Genomic DNA, 12,247 nt, shown 5'->3' on the forward strand with positions numbered 1-12,247 from the left:
ATTTTAGGATAGTATCAATTGATACTTTGTCATGATCATAGTAATGCGGATTTTTCGCATACTCGATCGATGATTTTGATGTGAAATCTTTTAACAAATAAGGTCCGCTGTAGAGAATACTATCTGGAGATAGGGTACCAAAATCTTTCCCTTTTGAGTTTAAAAACTCTTCGTTTACTGGGAAAAGAATACTGTTGGTTGTTTTTGAGTTCCAGTAAGGTTCTGGCCGTGACAAAGTATACTCAACAGTCTGGTCGTCAATGGCCTTCACCCCAACCTTAGAAAAGTCAGAATTCGCTCCTGTAATATAATCATTCAAGCCCTTAATCGAGTTTTGAATCAAGTCAATGGCCTGTGATTTATTATCCACTGCGTACTTGATACCTGTCACAAAATCTTGTGCCTTAACTGGGGCGTACTCTTCACCGTCAGCCGTGAACCATTTGGCACTTTTCTCAATTTGTAAGTATAAGTCAGACCGCCGCTTGAAACAGACCAGTCCTCTGCTAAAGACGGAACTAGATTTCCGTAATTGTCATTTTCAAGCAAACCATCAACTAGGTTGGTAATGATGGCTGTATTATCAGCGTAGTAGTCTAACAAGTAGTTAAATGCAGTTGGATTTCCACTAAAGGTTGATGAGTAAGTTTTTGTATCTGAACCTGATTGTCCGCAAGCAGCTAAAAGCAAGGCAAAAGTCAGGCCTGCACTAAGGACACTCTTTTTTGTATTCATCTCCCTTCTACTTTATGTTAGTTTTTGTAACATAGGTTTGTTTTACCAAAATAGTGGAAATTTGTAAAGTTAATTGAATTTCGAGAATGAAAGTTTATAAACCTTGGTTATAAAAAACAAAGGATTTCTGCCTTTTCATACAGCCTTCCCTTGTTTTTATGCGATTTCAATTTTAAATTTTTCTGTAAAAAATATTTATAGTAATTCCACACAGAAAGCATCCCATGGAGCTAAGATTTGTTTTTCAAAGACTTCTTGAGCTAGGGTGTTTTCAATCAAGACAGATTTGACATTTCCTTCTACTACAAAGACTTGCTCTTCATTGGACAAGTTAGCCACAACTAGGAAACGACGGTCGCCATCTTTACGGATATAGGCGAAGACCTTATCAGCCGTATCAAGCAATTCAAAGTCAGCTCGAATCAGCCAGCTGTTCTCCTTACGGATTTGGACCAAGTTCTGATAAGTATAGAAAATAGAATCTGGATTTGCCAGCGCTTCTTGAACGTTGATTGCTTGATAGTTTGGATTCACTGCCAACCAAGGTTGACCTGTTGAGAAACCAGCGTTTTTGCTCTCGTCCCATTGCATAGGGGTACGGGCATTGTCACGTCCAATGACACGTATACTGTCCATGATTTCTTCCAGCGAAACACCTTTTTCAAGAGCTTCACGCGCATAATTGAGGGATTCAATATCTTCTACTTGATCCAGCGTTTCAAACGGATAGTTGGTCATCCCAATCTCCTCACCTTGGTAGATATAAGGAGTTCCTCTCATAATATGAAGCAAGATTGCAAAGGCTTTGGCAGATTTTTCGCGGTATTCTTGGTCATTTCCCCAGATTGAGACAATACGAGGGAGGTCATGGTTGTTCCAGAAGAGGGAATTCCAGCCGTCCTCAACTCCTAACTCTGTCTGCCATTTGTTGAAGATTTCTTTTAACTTAGCGATATTCAGCTCTTTTTGATAGTGCCATTTAGGCTGACCTTCCTGATACTGAAGACCGATATGTTCAAAATGGAAGACCATAGACAATTCTTGCCCCTTTGGGTCAGAGTAGAGCTTGGCAATCTCTGGCGTTGCTCCCCAGGTTTCCCCTACTGTCAAGAGATTCTTAGCTCCAAAGGTGGCCTGATTCATTTCCTTGAGATAGGGGTGAAGCATAGGACCATTATTGACTACCTTCTCGTCAGGAATTTTGCCAATCATGTCAATAACATCCATACGGAAACCACCAATACCTTTATCAATCCAGAAGTCCATCATATCATAAATTTTCTGGCGAAGTTTTTCATTTTCCCAGTTGAGATCCGGCTGTTTCTTACTGAAAAAGTGGAGATAGTATTGACCTGACTTTTCATCGTATTCCCAAGCAGACCCACTAAAGATAGAATCTAGGTCATTGGGTTCATCGCGCCAGATATAGTAGTCTCGCTCAGGGCTATTAGGATTTTCACAGGCCTCTACAAACCAAGCATGTTCATCCGAGGTATGATTGACCACCAAGTCCATGATGATACGAATATCACGCTTCTTAGCTTCCGCAATCAGTTGATCCATATCCTCCATGGTTCCAAAAATCGTTGCAATCGCTTGATAATCAGCAATATCGTAGCCATTATCATCCATAGGGCTGTCATAAACGGGAGAAAGCCAAATCGCTGTAATCCCTAGCTTGGCTAGATAGTCTAACTTACTGGTAATTCCTGGCAAATCGCCAATTCCATCTCCGTTGCTGTCCATGAAACTCTTTGGATAAACTTGATAAACTACGGCATTGTGCCACCATTTTTCTTGCATCTTCTTACCTCATTATTTTAATAATCTATAGTCTATGATAGCGCTTTTCAGATTTTTATGCAAGCGTTCGCCTAATCTTTTTGATTCCTTTTTTAACTCCGTAGTTTCCTAACTTCCAATTTTTTATTATAATAGAGGTCAGAGGTAAAAAAATGAAAAAACAAGCTTTTAGTTCTGAACGATATTTGAATTTACAACGCGACCATATTTTGGAACGCATTAACCAATTTGACGGCAAACTCTACTTAGAATTTGGCGGTAAAATGTTAGAAGATTTCCACGCTGCTCGTGTCCTTCCTGGTTATGAACCTGACAACAAAATCAAGCTCTTGCAAGAATTGAAAGAGCAGGTTGAGGTTGTGATTGCCATTAATGCTAGCAACATTGAACATTCCAAAGCACGTGGCGACTTAGGCATTTCTTATGACCAAGAAGTTCTTCGTTTGATTGACAAATTCAATGAATTAGGGATTTTTGTCGGCTCCGTTGTCATTACACAATACGCTGGCCAACCCGCTGCAGATGCCTTCCGCAACCAACTTGAGAAAAACGGAATTGATTCTTATCTTCATTATCCAATCAAAGGATATCCGACGGATATGGATCACATCATTTCCCCAGAAGGCATGGGCAAAAACGACTACATCAAAACCAGTCGCAACTTGATTGTCGTAACCGCTCCTGGACCCGGTTCTGGAAAATTGGCAACGTGTATGTCCAATATGTACCACGACCAAATCAATGGCATCAAGTCTGGCTACGCTAAATTTGAAACCTTCCCTGTTTGGAATCTTCCCCTTCATCACCCAGTTAACTTGGCTTATGAAGCTGCCACAGCTGACCTTGATGATGTCAACATGATTGACCCCTTCCATCTTCAAACCTATGGAGAAACCACTGTCAACTACAACCGTGATATCGAAATCTTCCCAGTGCTCAAGCGCATGTTGGAACGTATTCTCGGAAAATCACCATACGCTTCACCGACAGATATGGGTGTCAACATGGTTGGTTTCGCTATTACAGATGACGAGGCTGCTGTCGAAGCTTCTAAACAAGAAATCATCCGCCGTTACTATCAAACAGTTCTTGACTTCAAAGCTGAAAAAGTTGGCGAAGCTGCCGTCAAGAAAATTGAGTTGCTCATGAACGACCTCGGTATCACACCTGCAGACCGTAAGGTTGCTGTCGTTGCGCGCCAAAAAGCAGAAGAAACTGGTGGACCAGCCCTAGCCTTTGAATTGCCAAATGGGGAAATCGTCACTGGTAAGAACTCAGAACTCTTTGGCCCTACAGCCGCTGCCTTGATCAACGCCATCAAAAAATCAGCTGACATCGCTAAAGAAGTAAAACTAATCGAGCCTGAAGTTGTTAAGCCAATCCAAGGTCTTAAAATCGATCATCTCGGTAGCCACAATCCACGCCTTCATTCAAATGAAATCCTGATTGCACTTGCTATCACAGCTACAGAAAATCCTGATGCTGCCCGCGCTATGGAAGAACTCGGCAACCTCAAAGGAAGCGAAGCCCACTCAACCATCATCTTGACTGATGAAGACAAGAATGTCCTTCGTAAACTGGGTATCAACGTAACCTTTGACCCATACTACCAATACGACCGCTTATATCGTAAGTAAAGATTTCAACCTCTCCAGCCTCGGAGAGGTTTTCTCTCTGTCTCAGGAGCAACCTTTATGATATAATGAGAGAAGAAAACTGAAAGGATTTACCATGTCAAAAGAAGTTATTGTCGAAAGTTTTGAACTTGACCACACCATTGTCAAAGCACCCTATGTTCGCTTGATTGGGGAAGAAACAGGGCCAAAGGGAGATGTCATCTCCAATTATGATATTCGTTTAGTGCAACCCAATGAAGACTCGATCCCTACTGCCGGCCTTCACACTATCGAGCACCTCTTAGCCAAACTCATCCGTACCCGCATTGACGGCATGATTGACTGTTCACCATTTGGTTGCCGCACAGGCTTCCACATGATTATGTGGGGACGTCACGCCAGTGCTAAAATCGCAGCTGTTATCAAGGATTCGCTCAAGGAAATCGCTGAAACTACTACTTGGGAAGATGTCCCAGGGACAACCATCGAATCTTGCGGAAACTACAAGGACCACAGCCTCTTCTCTGCTAAAGAATGGGCAAAACTCATCTTGGAACAAGGTATTTCAGATGATGCCTTTGAACGTCATGTGATTTAAAATCGAGTAGGGGATAATCTCTAGCCCCTCTCACACCACCGCACGTGCCGTTCGGCATACGGCGGTTCAACTAACTTTTAACGCATGTCGTTCAAGGTAATAATCCAAACACGAAACCAGTCCACGTTTTTCCAGGACTGGTTTTGATATAGCACGTTTAAGTACCGACTTCTGAGCTACTATAGTAGACTGAAACTAGAATAGTACACCTCTACTACACGACATGCCCGTCGTACCTCAAAAGGAACCAGTTTTTTTCAGCTGGCTCCTTCTTTTTTATCCTCAAAATTCTATCTTAGGCTTTCTCACGAATAACCAAAACGCCATCTTCCATATCTGCTTCCAGATGTTTAGCATCTAAATGATCTAAGTGGAAGTCTGTCACCTTATCACGAATTTCTTGTTCAACCACGCGACGGAGAGGACGAACCCCCATGACTTCGTCGTAACCTTCTTCTGTGATATAATCTTTAGCCGCTTGACTGACTACCAAGTCAATGTCTTTCTTAGCCAAGGTTTGGTTAACTTCAGCCAACATCAAATCTACAATCTTAGAAAGGTCTTCCTTAGTCAAGTGTGAGAACTCGATGACTGCATTAAAGCGGTTGAGGAATTCTGGACGGAAGAAGGGGTTCAAACGATCCATCAATTCTGGTTTATCCGCATCTTCTGTCAAGTTGGCTTCATAGCCAAATCCAGCATTTGAGGTCGCAATAATGACAGTGTTCTTGAAGCTTACTGTATTTCCTTGACCATCTGTCAAACGACCATCATCTAGAACTTGGAGGAGAAGGGTAATAACTTGAGGGTCAGCCTTTTCAATTTCATCCAAGAGAATGATAGAGTATGGATTGCGACGAACACGTTCTGTTAAGGTATTGCTATTGTCATCATAACCCACATAGCCTGCTGTTGTACCAATTAGCTTAGAAACAGCTGTACGGTCACTGTATTCAGACATATCCAAACGGATAATCGCATCCTGGGTTCCAAACATATCGAGTGCCAATTGCTTAGCAAGCTCCGTCTTACCAACCCCAGTAGACCCTACAAAGAGGAAGCTGCCGATTGGGCGATTTCCTTCATCAAAACCAGCACGGTTACGACGGATAGCACGAGCTACAGCTTCTACGGCCTTATCTTGACCAATCACCTTGTCTTGCAAGCGATGGGCCATATCTTTCAAACGTTCGATATCTGAAGCTCCCATTTGCGATACTGGGATACCTGTCATTCGTTCCACAGATTCAGCCACATCATTGACACTTGCAGTCACTTTCATATCTTCTGTGTGGTTTTCGATTTTCTTTTCCAATTCTGCAATGCGTGTTTTATAGTTTAGAGCTGCTTCAAAATCTTCTGCTTCAACTGCTTTTTCTTGCTTGTCTTTTTCCGTTTCGATTTCTCGTTCAACAGCATGCACATCTGTTACTGGATGTTGAGCCGCCAAGTGAGCAGCCGTTACATCGACAAGGTCAATAGCCTTATCTGGCAAGCTACGTTGAGGAATGTATTGAACAGAATAATCCACCGCTGCTTTCAAGACTTCGTCTGGCAAGATGACATTGTGGTGTTGTTGATAGAGATCACGAATGCCTTGAAGAATTTTAAAAGTATTCTCTGCTGAAGGAGCATTGACCTTCACTTCGTTGAAACGACGAGCAAGAGCAGCATTCTTCAAGATGGTGTTACGGTATTCGTCTTGAGTTGTTGCCCCAATCACTGTCAATTCTCCACGAGAGAGAGCTGGCTTGAGAATATCCGCAAGTCCTTTAGAACCACTGTCTCCACCAGTGCTACCAACACCAAGAATTTGGTGAATTTCATCAAAGAAGAGGATAATATTCCCTGCTTCTTTCACTTCATTGACTAAGTTTTGGACATTTTCTTCAAAGCTACCACGGTATTGAGTACCAGCCTCAAGACCTGAGATATCAATAGAAATAATTTCCTTGTTCTTGATAGCAGCAGGAACATCTCCGTTCACAATGGCTTGCGCTAGACCTTCGACAACTGCTGTCTTACCAACACCTGCATCTCCGACCAAAACAGGATTGTTCTTGGTGCGGCGTGAGAGGATTTCAGATGTTTCTTGAATTTCCTTGTTTCGTCCGATAACAGGATCCAACTTGCCCTCACGCGCTTCTGCTGTCAAGTTTCGACCTAGTTTTGCAAGGACACCGTCTTGTTTCATACCTGATGCCTGTTGTGACATTTGCACATCAGTTTCTGCATTTCCTGGTAATTGACCAGTCGTACGATAGTGAGCAAATTCCTCAGGTGTGACTTCGCGCCCATTAATTAAGTAACGGCGATTTTCAGAACTGTATCCTCGCATACCACCCATCAATTGGTTAAATAAATCATCCATGTTATTAAAATTATTAAAGTTGTTATTCATATTCTTTACCTCTTTTTGTTTACAAAGTTATGATTACTGATATTGACTATCTTTGACCATTATTTTAAAAAATTTAGACTAGCTAGATCGCTACCCTACGTACTATTTCTGGTTTTTCTTTTTCAAGCAGGAGTAGACTATCTTTACTTCTGAAGATTTCTAGATGAAACATAGACCCACCTCTTTCTATTTTACTTTAAATAAGTGTTCTAGTAAGGCTTTCATTTACCTTACGTTCATAATATACTACATTGGTCAGAAAAGGTCAAGAGTTTTGACTTTAATTGACCAATATTTTTTAAAAAGCAAAAACACCCTGAAACATCAGGGTGCTATTCTTATACCAAATACAAAATTGCTAGGGTCAAAAGACTTGCTAGAAGTCCCACTCCCCAAAAGAAGAAGTCAACCTTCCACTCGCTCCAAGGATTTCCTTTACCAGACAATCCCCCAAGCTCAAAATGGTGATGTACAGGCGTCATACGGAAAATACGTTTGCCACCTGTCAGTTTGAAATAGCTGACTTGCATCATAACCGAAGTTGTTTCAAAGACATAAACAATTCCGATAATCAAGAGAGTCCATTCTTGGTGGAGGGCCATAGAGATAGCTGCCAGCATTCCACCGAGAGCCAAACTTCCCACATCTCCCATAAATACCTTGGCAGGCTTATGGTTAAAGACGAAGAAACCGAGCAAACCACCAATCATGGCAAAAATCACCAGGAGAATATCCATCTGGCCTTGCACATAGGCAATAACTCCATAGGCAGACAAACTAATCACAACGGAAATACTAGCCAGACCGTCAATACCGTCTGTCAAGTTGACTGCATTTGAAAAACCGACTAGCCAGAAAAGAGCGAAGAAAATATAGAAAAATCCCAAATGAACTGGATAACCAAATACAGACAGGATATCGCCCCCACGCTCATAGAAAAGATAGAAGATAACTCCACCTAGAAGCTGAAGAGCCAATTTCTGCTTGGGATTTAGCCCCTCATTGATTTTACGAAAGACCTTGAGAAAGTCATCTAAAAATCCGACCAAGCCATACAAGACCAAGATGAACAAAATCATTCCCACATTATTGCTGAATTGGCTACTAAATAGGGCGAAAAAGAAAGCAACCAAAACAGAAGTAATTAAGAAAACCAAACCTCCCATTGTAGGAGTCCCAGCTTTTGCCTGATGCTGTTTGACATCCTCATGCATCTGCTGGCCTGTAATTTGCGCCTTTCTATAAAATTGGATAAAGGCCGGAATTCCTACTAAAGTTAGTAAAAATGTCACAATTCCAGCACTGATGGAAATAAACATATTAGTCTCCTAAAGTTAATGTAATTTTTTTAATATCCTTGATAGCTGTGTTAGCTCGAACATCTTGCTTCTGCACAGTAGAGCCCGAACCTTCAAATGCAAGTTCTATATTGAGCCACTTAGCAAAGGTCTCAGCAGTCTCCTTTGTCCAACCATACATGTCTGGAACTTCCTCTGCTTTATCAGATAAGATTAGGACTTGCTGATTTGGGGCAAGATTCTTCCCTTCTTCAGCAGAACTGTTTTTAATCTTCGTTCCTGTTCCCACAACAATAGGTTGTACAAGATTGCGACGCAATTCTTCTGCTAAATCACCAGGTGAAATATCCTTGACACTAGGCATATGATAAGGACTTTGTTGACTTACTTGCTCCAAAGCTTTAGCTGTTGTTTGAAGATTGAGAGAGTCTTTCATAGCTGAAGCCCGCTCCAAGATAGGATTGGCAAATTCTCCCAACTGGATACCTGAATAATGTTCAGGTTGTTGGACCGTCACATACAAGATAAAATCAGGATTTTCAGCCGGATTCATCGATACAGCCGAGAAAATATAGTTGGTTAACCCAACTAGATAACCACCATTTTTCTCGTCAGCAATCTGAGCCGTACCAGACTTGAGGGCTACATTTTGCCCAGGAACAGTTACAGTTGGCTTGCCTGTGCTGTGGTTATACATGGTTCCATAAACCGCATCCGTCCCTACCAAAACCATGTTAGTCCGAGTTAGACTAGCTGCATCTTTAGAAACAGGATTTCCCACAATTTCTTTTTGAGATTTCCGAGCAGTTTGATCATTTGGATCATAAATGGCACTAATAAATTTAGGTTCCAGCATGACACCGTCATTAGCAATGGCTGTAAAGGCACGAATCATTTGCGTCTGGGTCACTGAAATCCCTTGTCCAAATGAGCTTTGCGCAATGTTGACAATATTATCCGCAGGAAGCTGACCAGCATACTCATCCGTCAAACCGAAACGGGTCGGAACACCAAATTTAAAACGATTAAGATAATCAAGCCAGGTAGCATCTCCCATCTTTTGCTCAAGGAGGGTCATCCCAACGTTACTTGAGTGTGCAAAACCTTGAGAAAAAGTCATCATTCTGCCACCAGTCAATCCTTCATTAACGTCCCAATCTCGAATCGTGGCATCTGCAATTTTTAACTCACTACTATTAAAGACTTCTCCTCCTGGAAAGGTATTATTATCAATAGCAGCAGCCAACATCATCACTTTCATAGTGGAACCTGGCTCATAGTTACTTTGATAAAGAATATCACGCCAGACAAAGTCCTTAGTGATTCCTTCCTTAGTATCGGCATCAAAGGTTGGTCGTTGCGTTGTTGCCAGAATTTCCCCTGTTTTAGCACTGACCAAAGTCGCTGTCATGTACTTTCCTTTTACCTTCTCTTGAAAAGCATCCATCTGGGTTTCCATAAAGGACTGGAGAGGGCTGGAAATGGTTGTATAAACATCCTTGCCATCTACCGTTTGTTGGGAAACTTGTTCTGTTCCAGGTACAATATTACCCAGACGATCCTTTTCATAGGTAATAATGCCGTCTGTCCCTGCAAGAATACTGTTCAAGGAACTCTCCATTCCAGAGGTTCCCAGCAAGCTCTTGCTTCCATCTTCATTTTCATGGAGCTGAGCTAATCCGATAAAACTAGAAGCAAATTGTCCGTTTGGGTAACTACGATTGGGACTGGTTGTAAAATCAATCCCCTTGACCTCTGCAGTTTCCAACTCTTTTTTGATAGACATCATATTGGCATAGGTAATCCCATTGCCCTTCGAACCAAAGGAAACTTGCTTGAGATTAGGTTGCGAGAGTTGCTCTCTTACATAGGATTCTTCCATGTCCAGATACTTATGAAAGACCTCTGCAACCTTGTTAAATTGTGTTTTTTCTACGTAAAGAATCTTACCCGTTGCTGACTTATAGTTCTCATCAATAACCGCATAGACATTATAAGATGTCGCATCCTCAGCAATCGGGACTCCATTTCGGTCATAAATAGTCCCACGTTTGGCAGGAACTGTACGGGTGGTTTGATGAACCTTCTTAGCTTCCTTCGCTAAATCTGTTCCAAAGCGAGTGCCCGTCCCAATAATGACCGCAAAATTGACTAAAAAAACGGCAAAAACAAAGACAGATAATAAACTCAGACTTTTTCCAACTCTGCGTCTGTTTTCAGCCGGCGATTTCCGATTTTTGGTCGCATAACGGATTACTTTTTTTGTCCACTTCATATCTTACTCCGCTATTCGAATATTTTCATTGTTTAATTGCAAATCGTGTGAATTGGCAATTTCTTTCAAACGTTCTGCACGTAATAGTTCATTGACCTCTTGCTTGGCATCGTCCAATTCGGTCTTCTTTTCCTCTATCTGCGCATTGATTTTTGTCAAATCATTCTGCACTTGCAAGAGCTTGGTCTGCATAAAAATAATACTAATGGCTACAATAAGAGTGGTTACAGCAATGGAAAAGTAAAAAGCTTTTTCCACACGCGAAAACCGTTTAAGTTGCATCTGTAGTATTTGACCTGTTTTTTCCATTCTTTCTGCCATCTTTTTCCCTCTTACTTGTGAATTTTTCTGGCCACGCGCAACTTGGCTGAGTGCGAGCGGTTATTGGCTTCTAATTCTTCTGCACTTGGCAAGATTGGCTTACGGGACACCAATTCCATCTTGGGCTTGAGATCATCTGGGATGAAGGGTAAGCCTTTTGGAACTTCAACTGTTGAAGCTTCCTTGAATAACTGCTTGGTCAAGCGGTCTTCCAAGGAATGAAAGGTAATCACTGAAATCCTACCATCCAGAGCCAACATATTCATAGCCTGCTGGATGGACTCATCTGCCGCTCCCAGTTCATCATTGACTTCAATTCGAATAGCCTGGAAAATCTGCTTAGCAGGATGACCCTTCTTCTTGAGCTCCTTGGCAGGTTTGGCCGACTTGATAATCTCTGCTAACTCAGTCGTAGTCTCGATTGACTTGACTTCACGTGCTTGTTCAATCTTACGCGCAATCTGTTTAGAGAATTTGTCCTCTCCATACTTGAAGAAAATACGGACCAAGTCATGATAGTCATAATGGTTCACCACTTCATAGGCTGTCAGACTAGCATCCTGATTCATCCGCATGTCCAGTGGCGCATCCTTTTTATAAGAAAAACCACGCTCACGCTGGTCTAATTGAGGACTAGACACTCCCAAGTCATAACAAATTCCATCAATTTCCTGAACACCAGCTTCGCGCAAACGTGCCTGTAAATGACGGAAGTTATCCTTGATAAAGGTCACCATTCCCTTTTCAATGTAAGGTGCCAAGCGTTTTTGCGCATTGTCAATGGCATTCTGGTCCTGGTCAAAGGCATAGAGATGACCTTTTTCACTTAATTTACTTAATAAATACTCGCTATGGCCTGCTCCACCCAAAGTCGCATCAACGTAGATACCGTCGGGCTTTACGTCAAGCATATCAATCGTTTCGTGGAGTAAGACCGTTACATGATGAAATTCTTTTGTCATATCTTATCTATTTTACCACAAATCCGACCAGCTTGCACTAGTCAGACAAATAGGATAAGGAGGCCAAATTTCAAGTTCAAGTTAGCCATGAAGAAGTCTTCTCTGGGTGATTTGTAGTTCAAGCATTTTTTAGGATAGTTATTAATCCAATTTTAGATGAATGTGACTTCTTTGGGAGTCGTTTCCTTAGTTCCCTTAGGTAACCATCTACGAATGAGGCTGTTGTGATTCTCATCAG

8 protein-coding genes and 1 pseudogene are annotated in these 12,247 nt (G+C 41.8%); 2 read left to right on the forward strand and 7 right to left on the reverse strand.

Annotated elements, in window-relative coordinates; all coding sequences use genetic code 11:
- A pseudogene (locus tag HT691_RS10670) lies at positions 1 to 735 on the reverse strand (ABC transporter substrate-binding protein); the annotation flags it as partial.
- A 195-nt stretch (positions 736 to 930) separates the two neighbouring features.
- Positions 931 to 2,538 carry an alpha-glucosidase gene (locus tag HT691_RS10675; RefSeq protein WP_001156807.1) on the reverse strand — a complete coding sequence of 536 codons (1,608 nt, stop codon included), beginning with the start codon at positions 2,536 to 2,538 and terminating at the stop codon, positions 931 to 933.
- Between the two features lie 152 nt (positions 2,539 to 2,690).
- On the opposite strand from HT691_RS10675, the gene HT691_RS10680 reads away from it, so the two are divergent.
- Positions 2,691 to 4,175, forward strand: coding sequence for a DUF1846 domain-containing protein (locus tag HT691_RS10680; protein WP_000743635.1), 1,485 nt, complete (start codon positions 2,691 to 2,693; stop codon positions 4,173 to 4,175).
- A gap of 94 nt (positions 4,176 to 4,269) precedes the next feature.
- Positions 4,270 to 4,752 (forward strand): S-ribosylhomocysteine lyase, encoded by a 483-nt coding sequence (locus HT691_RS10685; protein WP_000032561.1) that lies wholly within the window; start codon positions 4,270 to 4,272, stop codon positions 4,750 to 4,752.
- A 295-nt stretch (positions 4,753 to 5,047) separates the two neighbouring features.
- Here HT691_RS10685 and HT691_RS10690 read toward each other — a convergent pair whose 3' ends face one another.
- From HT691_RS10690 to rsmH, 5 genes are all read right to left on the reverse strand, one after another.
- Positions 5,048 to 7,153: an ATP-dependent Clp protease ATP-binding subunit gene (locus HT691_RS10690; RefSeq protein ID WP_138703386.1), complete on the reverse strand. Its 2,106-nt coding sequence runs from the start codon at positions 7,151 to 7,153 to the stop codon at positions 5,048 to 5,050.
- A gap of 338 nt (positions 7,154 to 7,491) precedes the next feature.
- Positions 7,492 to 8,472, reverse strand: a complete 981-nt coding sequence (gene mraY, locus HT691_RS10695) for a phospho-N-acetylmuramoyl-pentapeptide-transferase (RefSeq protein WP_023934065.1) — start codon at positions 8,470 to 8,472, stop codon at positions 7,492 to 7,494.
- A 1-nt stretch (position 8,473) separates the two neighbouring features.
- Positions 8,474 to 10,726 carry a penicillin-binding protein 2X gene (pbp2X, locus tag HT691_RS10700; RefSeq protein ID WP_138701903.1) on the reverse strand — a complete coding sequence of 751 codons (2,253 nt, stop codon included), beginning with the start codon at positions 10,724 to 10,726 and terminating at the stop codon, positions 8,474 to 8,476.
- Positions 10,727 to 10,729: 3 nt separating this feature from the next.
- Positions 10,730 to 11,047: a cell division protein FtsL gene (gene ftsL, locus HT691_RS10705; protein WP_000840840.1), complete on the reverse strand. Its 318-nt coding sequence runs from the start codon at positions 11,045 to 11,047 to the stop codon at positions 10,730 to 10,732.
- An 11-nt stretch (positions 11,048 to 11,058) separates the two neighbouring features.
- Complete coding sequence (rsmH, locus tag HT691_RS10710) at positions 11,059 to 12,009, reverse strand: 16S rRNA (cytosine(1402)-N(4))-methyltransferase RsmH (RefSeq protein WP_023934064.1); 951 nt, start codon at positions 12,007 to 12,009, stop codon at positions 11,059 to 11,061.
- Positions 12,010 to 12,247: the final 238 nt, after the last annotated feature.

This window comes from Streptococcus sp. 477 (assembly GCF_013277295.1).
Taxonomy (GTDB): Bacteria; Bacillota; Bacilli; order Lactobacillales; family Streptococcaceae; genus Streptococcus; species Streptococcus pseudopneumoniae.

What these genes read in the sequence shown, in the direction of transcription:
- HT691_RS10675 (WP_001156807.1), bottom strand. Translation starts at nt 2,538, where the DNA reads ATGCAAGAAAAATGGTGGCACAATGCCGTAGTTTATCAAGTTTATCCA.
- HT691_RS10680 (WP_000743635.1), top strand. Translation starts at nt 2,691, where the DNA reads ATGAAAAAACAAGCTTTTAGTTCTGAACGATATTTGAATTTACAACGC.
- HT691_RS10685 (WP_000032561.1), top strand. Translation starts at nt 4,270, where the DNA reads ATGTCAAAAGAAGTTATTGTCGAAAGTTTTGAACTTGACCACACCATT.
- HT691_RS10690 (WP_138703386.1), bottom strand. Translation starts at nt 7,153, where the DNA reads ATGAATAACAACTTTAATAATTTTAATAACATGGATGATTTATTTAAC.
- mraY (WP_023934065.1), bottom strand. Translation starts at nt 8,472, where the DNA reads ATGTTTATTTCCATCAGTGCTGGAATTGTGACATTTTTACTAACTTTA.
- pbp2X (WP_138701903.1), bottom strand. Translation starts at nt 10,726, where the DNA reads ATGAAGTGGACAAAAAAAGTAATCCGTTATGCGACCAAAAATCGGAAA.
- ftsL (WP_000840840.1), bottom strand. Translation starts at nt 11,047, where the DNA reads ATGGCAGAAAGAATGGAAAAAACAGGTCAAATACTACAGATGCAACTT.
- rsmH (WP_023934064.1), bottom strand. Translation starts at nt 12,009, where the DNA reads ATGACAAAAGAATTTCATCATGTAACGGTCTTACTCCACGAAACGATT.